The following is a 17,287-nucleotide window of genomic DNA, read 5'->3' as shown; positions in this document are numbered from 1 at the left end:
GTAGCGGGACGCGCCTCAGCGGGCCGAGCCCTGGGGGACGGGGACGCGGTGCAGCACCGCGCGGACCACGTCGGTCGCCGAACGGCGGGCGGCGTGCGCCTCGGTGGTGAGCACCAGCCGGTGCGCCAGCACGGGAGCCGCGACCGTGTGCAGGTCGTCGGGCACCACGTAGTCGCGCCCGGACAGCGCGGCCTGCGCGCGGGCGGCCCGGACCAGGTGCAGCGTCGCGCGCGGCGAGGCGCCGAGCCGGATCTCCGGCACTTGCCGGGTCGCCGCCACGACGTCGACGGCGTACCGGCGGACCTCCGGCGCGATGTGCACGCCGCGGACGGTCTCGATCAGCCGCAGCATCGTTTCGCCGTCGGACACCGGGGTCAGGTCCGCGAGCGGATTGTGCCCGGAATGCTCGTCGACCATGGCCAGTTCGGCCTGCTGGTCGGGGTAGCCGATGGACACCCGCGCGGTGAACCGGTCGCGCTGGGCCTCGGGCAGCGCGTAGGTGCCCTCCATCTCGATCGGGTTCTGCGTCGCGATCACCATGAACGGCGCGCCGAGCGTGTAGGTGCTCGTGTCGACCGTGACCTGGTGCTCCTCCATGCACTCCAGCAGCGCGGACTGCGTCTTCGGCGAGGCCCGGTTGATCTCGTCGCCGACCACGATGTTCGCGAACACCGGGCCGGGCCGGAACTCGAACTCGCCGGTCTGCCGGTTGTAGATGGAGACGCCGGTGACGTCGCTGGGCAGCAGATCGGGGGTGAACTGCACGCGGCTGACGGTGCAGTCGATCGAGCGCGCGAGCGCCTTCGCGAGCGAGGTCTTGCCGACGCCCGGCACGTCCTCGACAAGCAGGTGACCCTCGGCGAGGAGGGTCACCAGCGCGATCCGGATGACGTCCGGCTTGCCGACGAGGACGCGCTCCACGTTCGCGGCGATCCGGCGCGCGGTGTCGTGCAGTTCGCCGAGCCCGGCCGCCGGGACCGGAGCCAGCCCGTCCGCGGACTCGACCGCCGGGTACGGCGGCTGCCCGGACCCGTTGCCGTGCGGCCCGGCGGGGGAAGCGGACTGGATTCTCGACGTCACTCGACCTCCTGGTGGCGCAATAGCTGGACGGGAACCGGCGGGGATGCGCGCCTGTCCAGCGTTCTCCCCAGTGTGTCAAACCCGGGAGAACTGGGCGGCGGAACCCCGAGATCGTTTCATGGTGACGCCCAGCCACCCCGGCGCTCCTTCTTACGGGTGATTATGAGGCATTTTCAGGTGATCCCGCTGACCGTATGCACTGTCGTATGCTCCGAAACGAAGTCGCCCGACCACGGTTCGACGTCGGAAGAGGTGCATCCGCGCATGAGCGAGGCCGAGGCGGAACGGAAAGCCGGGCTCCCGGGACTGTCCGGCGGCCGGTTCGCGGTCACGCCCGAACTGGCGTCCGCGACGTATTCGAAGCTGGGCGAACTGCAGGACGTCGTCGGCGAGATGGTCCGCGAGGCCGCCGTGCTCGGCCGGTCGGTGCCGCTGGGCGGCGGGTACGCCGGCGAGGTCGGCGCGTTCATGGCGAAGTACGGCCTCGGCCGCGACGGCTCGGCGGTCGACCAGCTCACCGCGTTCGGGAAAGAGATCGCCGGGCTGAAGAAACGCATCGGCGGCGCGCTGGAGAAATACCGCGACCAGGACAGCGACGCCGCCGAAGGCGTGGACTGCACCGGTGGCTGACCGTTCCGCGGCGCGTGCCGCGCTCCTTCTTCTCCCGCTCGCCGGGCTCGCCATGCTCGTTTCCTGCGGCCGGATGCCCGGCATCTCGCACGCCGCGCCCGCCGACGGAGGCCCGCCCGCCCCCGCGCCGCCGTCCTCGTCGGCTCCTTCGCTGGCCAAGCTCGACCCGTGCGCGCTGCTCTCGCCGCAGGACCGGTCGTCGGCCGGGCTCACCGGCCAGGGCAAGCCGAAGACGATCGGCGAGGCGCGCGCCTGCGACTGGACAGTGCCCTCGACCTTCGGCGTCACCGTCACCCTCGACGAAACCAACGGGCTGGCCAACCTCGACCTCTCCGACGGCAAGCGCACCAAGAAGGACGTCGGCTCGCACCAGGCGGTGCAGGTGTCCGGCCGCCGCGGCACCTGCGCGGTGCTGCTCGACGTCGGCGGCGCGCAGAGCGTGCAGGTCGACGTGAACAACGCGAACTTCGCCGACTCGGACCTCGCCTGCTCGCGGGCGGGCGACGTGGCCGGGCTGGTCGAGCCGAAGCTGCCGTGAACCCCGTGCGAGGAGGAAAGTCGTGACCGACACCCCGGCTGCGTCCCCGGCCCCCGAGCCGACGGCGCGGTACGAAGCGTTCAGCCACGCGGCGCTCGCCGCGCAGGCGGTCGACGGCAACGACCCGGCCGCGGCCGGCGAATCGGGTTCGCGGTGGGCCGGGCTGTCGCAACGGCTCGAGGATTCGATCGGCGGGCTGGTCGCGCTGTCCGCGGGCAGCGAGGAATCCTGGCAGGGCGACGCGGGCGACGCGATGCGGAAGGTGCTCGGCGCCGCGTCCGGCTGGCTCGCCGAAACCTCCGTGGTGTCGGCGAAGGTCGGGGAAGCCGTGCAGGGACAGGCCGAGGTCGCCGCCCGGGCGCGCGCGGACATGCCCGCCCCGGTGGACTTCGACCCGGCGGCGATGATCCGTTCCGCCGCGGCGAGCGGGGACCTGGTGCGGCTGGCCGGGCTGTCGTCCGCGATGGACGAGCGGCGCGCCGAGGCCGAGGCCGCCCGGCAGAAGGCGATCGACGTCCTGCGCACCCGGGACACCGCGTTGCGCGGGCTCTTGCCCGAAGGCGAGTTCCCCGCGGTCCCGCCGCTCGGCGCGGGGCCGGCTTGATCAGCCTGTCGGCGTCCGCGTTCGACATCGTCTGGGCCGACCTCGGCCTCGACGCCCCGCCCGCGCCGCTGGCGGTGCGCAGCGTGGGGGAGACCGACGCCGACCGCTCCGCGATCCGCGCGGAGGTCTACCGGAACCTCGGCGAACGCGGCCTCTTCGACGGCCGTCTCGACGCCGCACTGGAGAACAGCCTCCGCGTGCTGGCTTCCGCGGAACGGTATGTGGAGTGCGAAGCGCTCGCGGACATGACGGCCGACGAACCGTTTCGCGCGGTCGCCGCGCTCCGCGGCCGCGACGCGGTGCTCGCCGTGCAGCCGGCGCGGACGATCGGCGTGCGCGGCATCGGGGAAAGCGAGCTGGCCTCGGCGATCATCGACGTGCTGCCCGAGCTTTCGGCCGGCCCCGGGTACGGCGTCCGGCTGCCCGCGGCGGGGGAGCCGCCCGGCGGCTCGCAAGGCGAGGAGCTCCGGGCGATCCAAGCCCGGCCGGTGTACGCGGCGGGGCAGTTCACCGTCCACGCCCGCGACCGGGCGGGGAAACTGTCCCGGACCGGCGGGCTGACGTGGTTCGACACGGACGCCGGGGCCTATTCGGCGGTGTCCTCGCCCGGGCGCGGTGGGCAGGAGTGGGTGACGGTGTCCCCGGTGGACAGCGCGCGGCTGGCCGAGCGGGTCATGGAGCTGGTGCCGCGCTGACCCCCGTGGTCTGAAGTGGACGGTCGGTCGCGAGTGTTCGTGCCGGTTGGAACCGGCGTGAACACTCACGACACGGACCCGCGCAGGACTGGCCCGCAGCCCGCGCTGTCCAGCCAGGCCTCGTGAGTGGCGATGCCGGTTCTAACCGGTATCGCCACTCACGACTGCGGTCAGCAGGCCGCGCTTCACCGCCCGTGCGGCACAGCGGCCCCCGCTCGCTCCCGCCGCGGCTGCCTCAGTGCCCGTCGCACGGTCCCCCACCGGCCCCCACCACGGCATCCGGCCGAGTCGTCCGGCTCCCCGCAACCGCCCCACCAGGCCCCACCGCGGCTGCCTCGGCACCGTCGCGAGGGGCTCCCCACCAGCCCCCGCACGGCATCCGGCCGAGCCATCCGCCTTCCTCCTACGCCCCCCACCAGGCCCCACCGCGGCTCCCCACCCCGCTCCACCCGCGTCCCCACCCGTCCCCACCGGTTCCCCCACCAACCCCCACCAGGGGTCCCCACGCTGCCGAAACGCGGACGTTTCAGGCCTTCCGAGGTTGCGAGAGACCCCGGTGCGGGGGATCTTCGCCACGGTCCCCCCACCGCGCCCCCACCTGGACCCACCTCCGTGACCTGCGCAAACGCGCCACCCGACGGAGTGGCGCGGGCGCGGGACGCGTTGACTGTGGTGAAAAGTGGGGTACGGTGGTGGCCAGTGGGGCGGAAGGGAGCCCCCGAGCCGGAACCGGGCGGGGAGCCAACCGGATCCGGTAGGGAGGTGGAGGCCGGTGTTCCTCGGCACCCACACCCCGAAGCTGGACGACAAAGGGCGGCTCACGCTGCCCGCGAAGTTCCGCGAAGCCTTGGCAGGCGGGCTGATGGTCACCAAGGGGCAGGACCACTGTCTCTTCGTCTTCCCCCGTGCCGAGTTCGAGCAGATGGCCAGGAAGGTCGCCGAAGCCCCGTTCACGAACGAGGCGGTGCGGGCCTACCAGCGCTACCTGTTCGCCGGGACGGACGAGCAACGTCCGGACGGGCAAGGGCGCGTCGCCATCGCGCCGGAGCTGCGCCGGTACGCGGGGCTCAACAAGGAGTGCGTGGTGATCGGCGCGATCACCCGGCTCGAGATCTGGGACGCCCAGGCGTGGCAGGGCTACCTGGACGAACACGAGGACAGCTACGCACAGGCTCGGGAGGAAGTTCTGCCGGGCGTCTTCTAGGAGACGCCTTGAGCGCACCTGCGTCGTCGGGGGACGCGGGTACGCCGTTCGACGCGGATGCCGTGAGGCCTCTGTCCGCTCTTTGACCCTGGCGCACCTTCCCCGGTGCCAGGTCAGCAAGCGGGCGGGCAGGGACCTGACGGCATCCGCCGCATCTTCCCCGGAAACACTCGCGGCAGAAAGGGGGAAGACATGACGGACGCAGCCGAGCACGTTCCGGTGCTGCTGGACCGCATCGTCGAACTGTTCGCCCCCGCGCTGGACGGCCGCGACGCCGTGCTGGTCGACGCGACCGTCGGCCTCGGCGGCCATTCCGACGCGCTGCTGGCCGCGTTTCCCCGCCTCCGGCTGATCGGTCTCGACCGCGATCCGGCCGCGCTCGAGCGCTCCGCGGAGCGGCTCGCGCGGCACGGCGACCGCGTCGACCTGGTCCACACTGTCTACGACGGACTTCCCGAAGCGGTGTCCGGACTGGGACTGTCCCGAGTGGACGGAATCCTGTTCGACCTCGGCGTCTCGTCGATGCAGCTCGACCGCACCGAACGCGGATTCGCCTATTCCCAGGACGCGCCGCTGGACATGCGGATGGACCCGACCACCGGGTTCACCGCGGCCGACGTGCTCAACACCTACGCGCCGGGCGAGCTGATCCGGATCCTGCGCGACTACGGCGAGGAACGGTTCGCGCAGCGGATCGTCCGCGCCGTCGTGGCGGAGCGGGAGAAGGAACCGTTCACCCGCAGCGGCAGGCTGGTCGAACTGCTCTACTCCGCGGTGCCCGCGGCGAGCAGGCGCACCGGCGGCCATCCGGCGAAGCGCACGTTCCAGGCGCTGCGGATCGAGGTCAACGGCGAACTGGAAGTGCTGCGGCGGGCGATGCCCGCGGCGCTGGGCGCACTGGCGATGGACGGCCGGATCGTCGTCGAGTCCTATCAGTCCCTCGAGGACCGGCTGGTCAAGCAGGCGCTCGCGGAACTGGCGAAATCCCGGACGCCGGAAGGGCTTCCGGTCGAACTGCCCGGGCACGGGCCGGAATTGAAGCTCCTCACCCGGGGAGCGGAGAAAGCCGGCGAGAGCGAGATCGAGCACAACCCGCGGGCCGCCTCGGTGCGGCTGCGCGCAGCACAACGGATCGGAGAGCCGCGATGACCGCACCTACGAAGTCCCGCCGCTCGTCGTCGACCGCTGCGGAGCGGGCACCGCGGAACACCGTCACCGAGGCCGACGCTCCGGCTCGGCGGCGCACGACGGCGGCCGAGCGCGCGTACGCCCGGCGGGCGCAGCGGGCCGACCTGCTGCGGCAGCGCGCGCCGAAAAAGCCGGTCGCGGAACCGGAAAACGTCGAGACGAAGACCGTGCGCACGCGGTTCCAGCTGCGCTGGCCGCAATCGCGCGCGTCGTTCGTGCTCGTGATGATGGGGCTGCTGGCGGTCGGGGTCGCCGCGACGCTGTGGTTCACCACGCAGGCGATCGCCGATTCGTACCGGCTCGAAAAGCTGCGCACGGACAGCGCTTCGCTGATGGAGACGAAGGACCGGCTGGAGCGCGAGGTCGCGAAGGCCCAGTCCCCGGCGTCGCTCGCGCCCGCGGCCAAGCAACTGGGCATGGTGCCCGGCGGCGACCCGGCGCGCATCGTCGTCGGCAAGGACGGCAAGACGACCGTCGTCGGCGAACCGAAGAAGGCCGAGGCGCCGCAGGACGACGCGGCCGTGCCGCCGTCGACCCCCGTCGCGCCGCCCGCCGAGGGCGGCATCGAAGGCGATCTGCCGGGCACCACGCCTGGCCTCGCCGGGGGAGGGCAGTGATGGCGGCAGGCGGCAACAGCCGTTCCCGGGCGGCGGGCAGCGCGCGGCGGACCTACGCCGCGGGCACCCGCCGCGCGGTCGCGAAACGGGGCAACGGCGGACAGCGCAGCCGGTTTTCCGCGGTGCGCATCATGCTCGTCGTGCTGATGGTGGTGGCGGGCGCGAAACTGGTGCAGGTGCAGTGGTTCGAGGCTCCCGCGTTGTCCGCGGCGGCCGAACGGCAGCGCACCCTGACGATCGACATCCCGGCGCAGCGCGGGTCCATTGTGGACCGCAACGGGGCGAAACTGGCGTTCAGCGTGGAAACCCGCACGCTGTCGGTGAACCTGCGCGCGCTGCACAAGACGATGGACGAGTACGCGAAGAAGTACCCGGACAAGGGCCGCAACTTCGAAACCGAGGTGTCGGGCGCGGCGAAGCTGATCGCGCAGAAGCTACCGCATCTGACCACCGAGGCAGAACAGCTGGCGCTGCTGCACAAACAGCAGTCCTTCACCTACCTCGTCGACAATGTCGAGCCTTCGGTGGCCGACCAGATCGTCAAGAAGTACGCGTGGATCAGCGTGGAGAAGCGCGCCAAGCGCGAGTACCCCGGCGACACGCTCGCGTCCAACATCGTCGGCCTGGCGAACTGGCGGATGGACGACCCTGACGTGTCGAAGCACAACCTGCACGGCGTGATCGGGCTGGAGAAATCGCGCGACGCGGACCTGGCGGGCACGCCCGGCCGCGAGATCGTGAACACCCAGAACGGCAACGACAATCTCTACCTGCCGGGCACCGAGCACGTGCTCACCGCCGCCGTCCCCGGCTCCGATCTGGAGCTGACCATAGATTCCGACCTGCAGTTCGAACTGCAGCGCCAGCTGAGCGACTACGTCGCGAAGGCCGGGGCCAAGGGCGGCCAGGCGGTCATCATGGACGCGAAGACCTCCGAGGTGTACGCGCTGGCCGACGCGAGCACGTTCAACCCGAACGACCCGTCCACGATCAAGGACGACCTGCTCAACAACCGGCCGATCACCACGCCCTACGAACCCGGTTCGGTGAACAAGGTGGTCACCGCGACCGCGGCGATCGACGACAAGATCGCCACGCCCACCTCGACGCTCGAGGTGCCGGGTTCGATCAAGGTCGCCGACCGGACGGTGCACGACGCGTGGGTGCACGGCACGCAGACGTTCACCACCACCGGCGTGTTCGCGAAGTCCTCCAACGTCGGCACGCTGGAGCTGGCCCAGCAGGTCGGCCCGGACCGGTATCTGGCGCTGCTGAAGAAGTTCGGCATCGGGCAGAAGACCGGCATCGGCCTTCCCGGCGAGAGCTCCGGATACGTGCCGCCGCGCAAGGACTGGTCGGCGTCCACGTTCGGGAACTTGCCGATCGGGCAGGGTCTTTCGATGACCGTGGTGCAGATGGCCGGGATGTACCAGGCGATCGCGAACGACGGCCTGCGCGTCGAGCCGCGGATCGTGAAGGCGAAGAAGAACCCGGACGGCACTGTCACGCCGGAAGCGCCGCCGAAGACCGAGCGCGTGGTGAGCCCGGAGACCGCGAAAACGGTGCGGGACATGCTGCGCGCGGTGGTGCAGAACGCCAAGAGCCCGAACGCGGGCACCGCGCCGTCGGCCGGGCTGGAGGGTTACCAGATCTCCGGCAAGACCGGCACCGGCCAGCAGATCGACCCGCGCACCAAGGCCTACAGCTCGAGCCTGGCGAACATCACCTTCGCCGGCATCCTGCCCGCCGACCACCCGCGGTTCGTCGTCGGCATCCGCCTCGACGCGCCGGACAGCACGCCCGCCGGGCATTCCGCGGGCCCGCTGTTCCACTCGATCGCGTCGTACCTGTCGCAGCGGTACCAGATTCCGCTGTCGGACGGGCCGTCGCCGGTGGTGCCGCTCGTCGTCGGCTGACCGCCGCGCCTCGCTGCGCAATGTCCGTGAAGGGCCCCTTGAGGGAATCAGATTCCCTCAAGGGGCCCTTCACGTACTTCTGCGGGAGAAGAGCCGCGCGAGGCTGGGGCGGACAAGACCCCGTCGAGGTTTTCTCAGTAGCTGTGGCGTGCAGCTGTGGTGTGCGGCCTCTCTGCGGCAACGCCCGGCTCCGCCTCCGCCGACGTGCGTGTGGGTTCCCCTCATCGACTCTGCTTCCCGCAGGGTTCCCCTCACGTACGGTGCTCACCGGCCGGACCGGCGGGCATCGGCCGGGGATGGCTTCACCCGCGCCTCGCCAGGCACCCGCGAGGCTTACCGCCCTGCGTCCGGCCCGCCGCAAGGTGCCACTGAGGAAACCCCCAATGTGGCATTGGGTGCATGTGACGCACCGGACGCCGCATTGGGTGCGTGGGACGCACCCAATGCCACCTCGCGGCGGGGCCGGGCATTGTCCACACGGGCCGGTGCAGTGCCAGGGAAAGGGTTGCGCCGCAACGATCTTGACTGCTCCGCTTACCACACGCGCGGCGGCGGCGCGCGTTCGCCGTACCGCGTTGGGTCACCCGGATCCGGCCTCGGTAACCTCTCCGGCGTGTCCGTGTCCTCGTCCCAGCCCCGAAGCGGGCCCGCTGCCGCGTCGCTGCCGGACAGCCCGGCCAAGGCAGCCGCAGCCCCGCCCCGCCCGGCCCGGATCGACCCGGTCCCGCTGGCCACTCTGCTCGCCCGTGCGGGAGCCCGGCTCATCGCCGACCGTCCCGAGGCCGCCGACCTCACCGTCACCGGCACCACGCTGCGTGCGCAGCACGTGCTCCCCGGTGACCTGTTCGCCGGCCTGCCCGGAGCCCGCGCGCACGGAGCCGACTTCAGCGACCAGGCCCTCGCCGCCGGAGCCGCGGCCGTCCTGACCGACCCGAGCGGAGCCGACCGGCCCGCGCTGCGCGACGCGCCGGTGCCGGTCCTCGTGCACCCGGACCCGCGCGCCGCGCTCGGCGAGATCGCCGCGTGGATCTACGGCGAGCCGTCGCTGAGCCTGTCCGTCCTCGGCGTCACCGGCACGTCCGGCAAGACCACCACCTCCTACCTGGTCGACTCGGGCCTGCGCGCCGCCGGGCGGACCACCGGCCTGATCGGCACGGTGGAGACCCGGATCGCCGGCGAGCGCCTCGCCAGCGGGTTCACCACGCCGGAGGCCCCGGACCTGCAGGCGCTGCTCGCGGTGATGCTGGAGCGCGGCGTCACGCACGTGCCGATGGAGGTGTCCAGCCACGCGCTGGCGCTCGGCCGGGTCAACGGCACCCGGTTCGCGGTGGGCGCGTTCACCAACCTGTCGCAGGACCACCTCGATTTCCACAAGGACATGGAGGAGTACTTCGCCGCCAAGTCCCTGCTGTTCGACGGCCGCTCGACCACCGAGGTCGTCGTGGTCGACAGCGCGTGGGGGCAGGCGCTGCTCACGCCGCAGACGGTGACCGTCTCGATCGAGGCCGGCGCCGACGCGCTGTGGCGGGCCGCCGACATCGAGGCGACCCCGGCGGGGGAGCAGACCTTCACCCTGCTCGGGCCGGACGGGCTCAGCCGCGCGGCGAAGATCCCGCTGCCGGGCACGTTCAACGTCGCCAACGCGGTCCTCGCGGCGGCGATCCTGGACAGCGCGGGCATCGACGCCGACGACATCGTCGCCGGGCTCGCCGCGGTGGAGGTGCCCGGCCGGATGGAGCGGGTGTACCTCGGCCAGGAGTTCACCGCGGTGGTCGACTACGCGCACAAACCGGCCGCGGTGGCGCAGGGCCTCGACGCGCTGCGCGCCCGCACCGACGGCCGGATCATCACCGTGCTCGGCTGCGGCGGCGACCGCGACACCGCGAAGCGCCCGATGATGGGCGAGGCCGCGGTGCGCCGCAGCGATCTGCTGATCGTCACCGACGACAATCCGCGTTCGGAGGACCCGGCCGCGATCCGCGCCGCGATGATGGCCGGGGCCCGCGCGGTCGGGCCCGCCGCGGGCGGCGAGGTCGTGGAGATCGGCGACCGGCGCGAGGCGATCGCGTCCGCGGTGTCGCTCGCCCGGCCGGGGGACATCGTGCTGATCGCAGGCAAGGGCCACGAGACCGGCCAGGAGGTCCAGGGTGTGGTGCACCCGTTCTCCGACCGGGACGAACTGGAGGCCGCCATCCGCAAGCGTCTCGAGGTGACCGCGTGATCGAGCTGAGCCTGGCCGAGATCGCCGACGTCGTCGGTGGCCGGCTGCACCGCACCGACGGATCCGCTGTCGTGACCGGCAGCGTCGAATTCGACACCCGCGAGCTCGGCCCCGGCGGGCTGTTCCTCGCGCTGCCCGGCGAACGCGTCGACGGGCACGATTTCGCAGCGAAGGCGGTCGAGGCGGGCGCGGCCGGCGTGCTGGCCGCGCGGGAGGTCGACGCCCCGGCGATCGTCGTGCCGCCGCTGCCGCCGGGGCAGGGCAACGCCGGGTCGGTCGCGCTGACCGGCGACACCGACGGTTCCGGAGCCGCCGTGCTGGCCGCGCTGGCCAAGCTGGCCCGGCACGTCGTCGACCGGCTGGCGGCGGGCGGGCTGACCGTCATCGGCGTCACCGGCTCGTCCGGCAAGACCTCGACCAAGGACGTCATCGCGCAGCTGATCGAGCCGATGGGCCCGACGGTCGCGCCGCCCGGGTCGTTCAACAGCGAGCTGGGCCATCCGTGGACCGCGCTGCGCGCCGACGCGTCGACGAAGTTCCTCGTGCTGGAGATGTCCGCGCGCGGGGTCGGGCACATCGCCGCGGCCGCCGAGACGACGCCGCCGCGGATCGGCGCGGTGCTCAACGTCGGCAGCGCGCACGTCGGCGAGTTCGGCTCGCGCGAGGGCATCGCGAAGGCGAAGGGCGAGCTGGTCGAGGCGCTTCCCGGCGAAGAACACGGCGGGCTGGCGGTGCTCAACTTCGACGACCCGCTGGTCGCCGCCATGGCGAGCCGCACGAAGGCCCGCGTCGTGGGCGTGGGGGAGTCGGCCGGGGCGCAGGTCCGGGCCGCGGACATCGCGGTCGACGACGAGGCCCGCCCGTCCTTCCGGCTGATCACGCCCGAGGGCGAGGCCCAGGTGACGCTGCCGCTGCACGGCGAGCACCACGTCGGCAACGCGCTGTCGGCCGCCGCCATCGCCCGCGAGCTCGGCGCGACCGTCGAGGAGATCGCGCAGCGGCTGTCTTCGCTGCAGCGGCGCTCGGAGCGGCGGATGGAGGTCACCACCCGCGCGGACGGCGTCACGATCCTCAACGACTCGTACAACGCCAACCCGGAATCGGTCCGGGCCGGGCTGAAGGCGCTGGCGTCGATGAGCCGCTCCGGCCGTCGCGCGTGGGCGGTGCTCGGCGTGATGGGCGAGCTGGGCGAGGACTCGGTGACCGCGCACGACTCGATCGGCCGCCTCGTCGTGCGGCTCAACATCGAGAAGCTCGTCGTGGTCGGCCAGGACGCGGCCGCCATGCACCAGGGCGCGTTCCAGGAGGGTTCCTGGGGCGAGGAGTCGGTGCTGGTACCCGATGTCGAGGCCGCGGTCGCCGTGCTGCATGATCAGCTCCGTCCCGGGGACGTGGTGCTGGTCAAGGCGTCCAAGGCCGCCGGTCTCTGGCGGGTGGCCGAAGCGCTGCTGGCCGACCCCGGGAACTCCCCCTCCTCGAACTCCGAACGCTCGAACGGTGGTCACGCGTGATCAACATCATGATCGCGGCCGCGGCGGGTCTGCTGGTCTCGATCCTGCTCACGCCCTACCTCATCCGGGTCTTCTCGCGGCAGGGCTTCGGCCAGGAGATCCGCGAGGAAGGCCCGCAGGGGCACAAGTCGAAGCGCGGCACGCCGACCATGGGCGGCGTCGCGATCATCATCGCGATGGTCGTCGGCTACTTCGTCGCGCACCTGATCACCTGGATCGGCAACTCGCGCTCGGCCGCGCCCTCGGCGTCCGGCCTGCTCGTGCTGATGCTCGCGGTCGGGCTCGGCGTGGTCGGCTTCCTCGACGACTTCATCAAGATCCGCAAGCAGCGCAACCTCGGGCTGAACAAGACCGCGAAGCTGGTCGGCCAGCTCGTGGTCACGATCCTGTTCGCGGTGCTGTCGCTGCAGTTCAAGGACGCGCAGGGGCTGACCCCGGCGTCGCAGAGCCTGTCCTACGTCCGCGACCTGGCGCTGATCACGTTCCCGTCGGTCGTGTTCGTGATCTTCTGCTACATCGTCATCTCCGGCTGGTCGAACGCGGTGAACTTCACCGACGGCCTGGACGGCCTGGCGGGCGGCGCGGCGGCGATGGTGCTCGCGACGTACGTGGTCATCTCGTTCTGGCAGGCCCGGCTTTCCTGCTCGACCCAGCCGCTCCCGGCCTGCTACGACGTGCGCGACCCGCTCGACCTCGCGGTCGTCGCGGCCGCGGCCACCGGGGCCTGCATCGGGTTCCTGTGGTGGAACGCGGCTCCGGCGAAGATCTTCATGGGCGACACCGGGTCGCTCGCCCTCGGCGGCCTGGTCGCCGGGCTGTCCATGACCACCCGCACCGAACTGCTCGCCATCGTCATCGGCGGCCTGTTCATGGTCGAGATGATCTCGGTGGTCACCCAGATCGCGGTCTTCCGCACGACGCGGCGGCGGCTGTTCCGGATGGCGCCCTTCCACCACCACTTCGAGCTCGCCGGGTGGGCGGAAACCACGGTGATCATCCGGTTCTGGCTGCTCTCGGCGATCTGCTGCATGTTCGGGCTCGGGCTGTTCTACAGCGAGCAGCTCAACTTCGGAGGCTGAGCCTTGCAGCTTGACGGCAAACACGTTCTCGTCGCGGGCGCGGGCGTCACCGGGAAGTCGGTCGTTCCCGTGCTCCGCGAGCTGGGCGCGCGGGTCACGGTCACCGACGGCAACGCCGACCGGCTCGCCGAGCTGAAGGACCTGGACGCCGAGCTGGCGCCGGGCCTGACCGAACCGCCTGCGGACACCGCGCTCGTGGTGACCAGCCCCGGCTGGCGGCCGACGTCTCCGCTGCTGGTCGCGGCGGCCGAGGCGGGCGTCGAGGTGATCGGCGACGTCGAGCTGGCCTGGCGGATCGGGCAGCTGCGCGAGCATCCGCCCGCGTGGCTGGTCATCACCGGGACGAACGGCAAGACGACCACGGTCGGGATGCTGGAGTCGATCCTGCGCGCGGCCGGCGCGGACGCGGTGGCCTGCGGCAATGTCGGCTACCCGGTGCTGGACGCGGTCCGCGGCGGGCACCAGGTGCTGGCCGTCGAGCTGTCGAGCTTCCAGCTGCACTGGTCGTCCACGATCGCGCCGGACGCGTCGGTGGTGCTGAACCTCGCCGAGGACCACCTCGACTGGCACGGTTCGATGGAGGAGTACGCCGCCGCGAAGGGCCGCGTGCACGAGCGTTCGCGCGCCGTCGTGCACAACGTCGACGACCCGTGGTCCGTGCGGATCGCCGAGGCCCACGCGCCCGATGGCGCCCGGCGGATCGGCTTCGTGCTCGACACCCCGCGCGCCGGGGAACTGGGCCTGGTCGAAGACCTGCTGGTGGACCGCGCTTTCGGGGCGGACCCGGAGACGAGCGCGGACGAACTGGCCGAGATCGCCGACGTCCGCCCGGCCGGCCCGCACAACCTCGCGAACGCACTCGCCGCGGCCGCGCTGGCCCGCGCGCACGGCGTGTCGCCCGCGGCGGTGCGAAAAGGGCTGCGCGCATACGAACCCGCGCCGCACCGCGCGGTCGAGGTCGCCGAGATCGGCGGAATCCGCTACGTCAACGACTCGAAGGCCACCAACCCGCACGCCGCGCTCGGCTCGCTGCTCGCGCACGAAAGCGTGGTCTGGATCGCGGGCGGGCAGCTCAAGGGCGCGTCGGTGGACGATCTGGTCGCCGCGGTCGGCGGCCGGCTGCGCGCGGCCGTCCTGCTGGGCGTCGATTCCCCGGTGATCGAAACCGCTCTCGCGCGACACGCGCCGGATGTCCCGTGCAACCGCCTCCTTCCGGGTGACGATGAGCCCATGACTGCGGCGGTGAATGCGGCCAGCGCCCTGGCTCGTCCTGGTGACGTGGTGCTTCTCGCGCCCGCCGCCGCCTCGCTGGACATGTTCGGCGGCTACGGAGCGCGCGGCGACGCGTTCGAAGCCGCGGTGCGTGCGCTGGCCGACGGCGCGGCGGGGGCGGCGGATGACAGTCGTTGACGGAGACAAGCCCCGGCCGCGGCGCGTCCGCAAGGAAAGCCCGTTCGTCGCGCTCCGCACCGCGCTGACCGCCTGGCTGTCCCGGCCGCTGGCGTCGTTCCACCTGGTCCTCGCGCTGACCGGCATCCTCACCGTGATCGGCGCGGTGATGGTGCTGTCCGCGTCGTCGGTGGCCTCCTACAACCCGAAGACCGGCAGCGGCGTGTACGCGCTGTTCTTCCGGCACCTGATGTTCGTCGCGCTCGGCGGGATCGTGTTCTGGGTCGGCCTGCGGGTGCGGCTCGAGCGGATCCGCCGGATGTCGGCGACGATGACGGTGATCTGCCTCGGCCTGCTGATGCTGGTGCTGACGCCGCTCGGGTCGACGGTGAACGGTTCGCAGGGCTGGTTCAAGCTCGGCGTGTTCACCTTCCAGCCGGTCGAGGCGGCGAAGGTGGCGCTGGCCTTCTGGGGCGCGCACATCCTGGTGATCAAGTACAACGTGCTGCACCAGTGGCGGCATCTGCTGGTCCCGGTGGTGCCGGTGGCGCTGCTGATGTTCGCGCTGGTGATGCTGCAGCCCGACCTCGGCGGCACGATCACGCTCGCGGTGGTGCTGCTCGGCCTGCTGTGGTTCGCCGGCGCGCCGAAACGGCTCTTCGGAGTGATCCTGGCGGGCGGCCTGAGCGGCGTGCTGGTGCTGGCGATCATCGCGCCCTACCGGCTCGCGCGGGTGATGTCGTTCCTGTCGCCGGACGCGGACACCTCGGCCGAGGGGTTCCAGGCGAACCAGGCCAAGCTGGCCCTCGCCGACGGCGGCCTGTTCGGCAAGGGGCTCGGGCAGGGCGCGTCGAACTGGGGCTATCTGCCGAACGTGCAGAACGACTTCATCTTCGCCCTGATCGGCGAGGAACTCGGCTTCGTAGGCTGCGCGGTCGTGCTGGCGCTGTTCGCCGGCGTGGCCGTGGTCGGCCTGCGCATCGCCACCCGCAACATCGACCCGTGGATCAGGATCGTCGCGGGAACGCTGACGGTGTTCCTCGTCGCGCAGGCGGCCATCAACATCGGCTACGTGGTGGGGCTGCTGCCGGTCACCGGCGTCACGCTGCCGCTGATCTCCTACGGCGGCACCTCGCTCGTGATCACCATGCTCATCATGGGCGTGCTGGCCAACGCCGCGCGGCACGAACCCGAGGCGGTGGCCGCGCTGCGCTCGCACGGGCCGGGTAAATTCGGACGCCTGCTGCGGCTGCCCGCGCCCGATCCGTACCGCCCGCCGTCCTCCCGCAAGGGAACGCGCGCCGCGGGGACCGGGACGAAGGCGGCCCGGCCGGCGCCGCGTGCGGCCCGGCCCGCACCGGCACAGGAACGCCGCCGGTCGGCGCGGCGGACTACAGCGAACCGCGGTGCCCGGAGCACCGCGAACCGGAGAGGTCATTGGTGAGCAAGCCCGTCAAGGGAACCGAGCGGTCGGCAGCGGGCCGGGCGCCGGTCGTCGTGGTCGCAGGCGGGGGCACCGCCGGGCACATCGAGCCCGCGCTCGCGCTGGCGGACGCCGTGAAGCGGCTGCGCCCGGACGCCGAGGTCGTCGCGCTCGGCACGGAACGCGGCCTGGAGAACAAGCTCGTGCCCGCGCGCGGGTACCCGCTGGAGCTGATCCCGCCGGTGCCGATGCCGCGCAAGCCGACGCCGGAGCTGCTCCGGCTGCCGCTGAAGGTGCGCGATTCGGTCCGCCGCACCCGCGAGGTGCTCGACCGGGTGCACGCGGACGTCGTGGTCGGCTTCGGCGGCTACGTCGCGCTTCCGGCGTACCTCGCCGCGCGCGGCCGCACGCCGATCGTGGTGCACGAGGCGAACAAGTCGGCCGGGCTGGCCAACAAGGTCGGCGCCCGGTTCGCGTCGCGCGTCGCGGTCGCGGTGCCGGGCACGCCGCTGCCGAAGGCCGAGGTGGTCGGCATTCCGCTGCGCCGCTCGATCACGTCGCTGGACCGGGCCGCGCTGCGCGCCGAGGCCCGCGAGTTCTTCGAGCTGGACCCGGACGCGCCGACGCTGCTGGTGTTCGGCGGTTCGCAGGGCGCGGCGTCGATCAACTCGGCGGTTTCCGGCGCGGCGAAGGACTTCGCCGAGGCGGGCGTGGGCGTGCTGCACGCCCACGGGCCGAAGAATTCCCTTGTGGTGCAAGAGTTCCCCGGTCGTCCGCCGTACGTGCCGGTGCCGTACCTGGAGCGGATGGACCTGGCCTACGCCGCGGCGGACGCGGTGGTGTGCCGGTCCGGCGCGATGACCGCGGCCGAGGTGTCCGCGGTCGGGCTGCCCGCGGTGTTCGTGCCGCTGCCGCACGGCAACGGCGAGCAGGCGGTCAACGCCCAGCCCGCGGTCGACGCGGGCGCGGCGCTGATGGTCGCCGACGGCGACCTCACCGCGGAGAAGGTCGCCGAACTGGTGATCCCGCTGGTCACCGACGCCGACCGGGTCGCCGCGATGAGCGCGGCCGCGGTCGGGCTCGGCCACCGCGAGGCCGACGAGACCCTCGCCCGCATCGTTTTGGAGGCCGCCGGTGCCTGACACGCCCGAACTGCCCGCGCAGCTGCGCCGGGCGCACCTGATCGGGATCG

The 17,287-nt window shown here is 72.3% G+C and carries 15 protein-coding genes; 14 read left to right on the top strand and 1 reads right to left on the bottom strand.

Annotated features, from left to right (window positions below; translation table 11 throughout):
* Positions 1–15 precede the first annotated feature (15 nt).
* Positions 16–1,080, bottom strand: a complete 1,065-nt coding sequence (locus L3Q65_RS20235; protein ID WP_182893380.1) for a MoxR family ATPase — start codon at positions 1,078–1,080, stop codon at positions 16–18.
* Between the two features lie 264 nt (positions 1,081–1,344).
* On the opposite strand from L3Q65_RS20235, the gene L3Q65_RS20230 reads away from it, so the two are divergent.
* From L3Q65_RS20230 to murG, 14 genes are all read left to right on the top strand, one after another.
* Positions 1,345–1,710 carry a hypothetical protein gene (locus L3Q65_RS20230; protein WP_237600545.1) on the top strand — a complete coding sequence of 122 codons (366 nt, stop codon included), beginning with the start codon at positions 1,345–1,347 and terminating at the stop codon, positions 1,708–1,710.
* Positions 1,703–2,248, top strand: coding sequence for a DUF3558 family protein (locus tag L3Q65_RS20225; protein WP_237600544.1), 546 nt, complete (start codon positions 1,703–1,705; stop codon positions 2,246–2,248). Before L3Q65_RS20230 ends, L3Q65_RS20225 begins: the two co-directional genes overlap by 8 nt.
* Before the next feature lie 22 nt (positions 2,249–2,270).
* On the top strand, positions 2,271–2,852 hold the full coding sequence (locus tag L3Q65_RS20220) for a PE-PGRS family protein (protein WP_237600543.1): 582 nt from the start codon (positions 2,271–2,273) through the stop codon (positions 2,850–2,852).
* Positions 2,849–3,547, top strand: a complete 699-nt coding sequence (locus L3Q65_RS20215) for an ESX secretion-associated protein EspG (protein WP_182893377.1) — start codon at positions 2,849–2,851, stop codon at positions 3,545–3,547. Before L3Q65_RS20220 ends, L3Q65_RS20215 begins: the two co-directional genes overlap by 4 nt.
* A 772-nt stretch (positions 3,548–4,319) precedes the next feature.
* Positions 4,320–4,751 (top strand): division/cell wall cluster transcriptional repressor MraZ, encoded by a 432-nt coding sequence (gene mraZ / locus L3Q65_RS20210; protein ID WP_009080393.1) that lies wholly within the window; start codon positions 4,320–4,322, stop codon positions 4,749–4,751.
* Between the two features lie 192 nt (positions 4,752–4,943).
* The gene (gene rsmH / locus L3Q65_RS20205) at positions 4,944–5,900 is read left to right on the top strand and encodes a 16S rRNA (cytosine(1402)-N(4))-methyltransferase RsmH (RefSeq protein WP_182893376.1); all 957 of its coding nucleotides are present in this window, start codon (positions 4,944–4,946) and stop codon (positions 5,898–5,900) included.
* A complete protein-coding gene (locus tag L3Q65_RS20200; RefSeq protein ID WP_237600542.1) occupies positions 5,897–6,556 on the top strand; it encodes a hypothetical protein in 660 nt (219 codons plus the stop codon). Before rsmH ends, L3Q65_RS20200 begins: the two co-directional genes overlap by 4 nt.
* Positions 6,556–8,472 carry a penicillin-binding protein 2 gene (locus L3Q65_RS20195; protein ID WP_182893374.1) on the top strand — a complete coding sequence of 639 codons (1,917 nt, stop codon included), beginning with the start codon at positions 6,556–6,558 and terminating at the stop codon, positions 8,470–8,472. Before L3Q65_RS20200 ends, L3Q65_RS20195 begins: the two co-directional genes overlap by 1 nt.
* 661 nt (positions 8,473–9,133) lie before the next feature.
* The gene (locus tag L3Q65_RS20190) at positions 9,134–10,693 is read left to right on the top strand and encodes a UDP-N-acetylmuramoyl-L-alanyl-D-glutamate--2,6-diaminopimelate ligase (protein WP_182893487.1); all 1,560 of its coding nucleotides are present in this window, start codon (positions 9,134–9,136) and stop codon (positions 10,691–10,693) included.
* Entirely contained in the window at positions 10,690–12,204 is a 1,515-nt protein-coding gene (gene murF, locus L3Q65_RS20185; RefSeq protein WP_237600541.1) for a UDP-N-acetylmuramoyl-tripeptide--D-alanyl-D-alanine ligase, read from the top strand. Before L3Q65_RS20190 ends, murF begins: the two co-directional genes overlap by 4 nt.
* Complete coding sequence (gene mraY, locus L3Q65_RS20180; protein ID WP_037812444.1) at positions 12,201–13,283, top strand: phospho-N-acetylmuramoyl-pentapeptide-transferase; 1,083 nt, start codon at positions 12,201–12,203, stop codon at positions 13,281–13,283. Before murF ends, mraY begins: the two co-directional genes overlap by 4 nt.
* 3 nt (positions 13,284–13,286) lie before the next feature.
* Positions 13,287–14,693: a UDP-N-acetylmuramoyl-L-alanine--D-glutamate ligase gene (gene murD / locus L3Q65_RS20175; protein ID WP_182893372.1), complete on the top strand. Its 1,407-nt coding sequence runs from the start codon at positions 13,287–13,289 to the stop codon at positions 14,691–14,693.
* Positions 14,680–16,116, top strand: coding sequence for a putative lipid II flippase FtsW (gene ftsW, locus L3Q65_RS20170; protein WP_182893371.1), 1,437 nt, complete (start codon positions 14,680–14,682; stop codon positions 16,114–16,116). Before murD ends, ftsW begins: the two co-directional genes overlap by 14 nt.
* Positions 16,113–17,237: an undecaprenyldiphospho-muramoylpentapeptide beta-N-acetylglucosaminyltransferase gene (murG, locus tag L3Q65_RS20165; protein ID WP_182893370.1), complete on the top strand. Its 1,125-nt coding sequence runs from the start codon at positions 16,113–16,115 to the stop codon at positions 17,235–17,237. The genes ftsW and murG overlap by 4 nt, the downstream gene beginning before the upstream one ends.
* The last annotated feature ends 50 nt before the right edge of the window (positions 17,238–17,287 follow it).

The organism is Amycolatopsis sp. FU40 (assembly GCF_021903635.1).
GTDB classification, from domain to species: Bacteria; Actinomycetota; Actinomycetes; order Mycobacteriales; family Pseudonocardiaceae; genus Amycolatopsis; species Amycolatopsis dendrobii.
The sequence above is the reverse complement of the archived record's forward strand: the minus strand, read 5'-3'. Positions and strand labels throughout refer to the sequence as shown.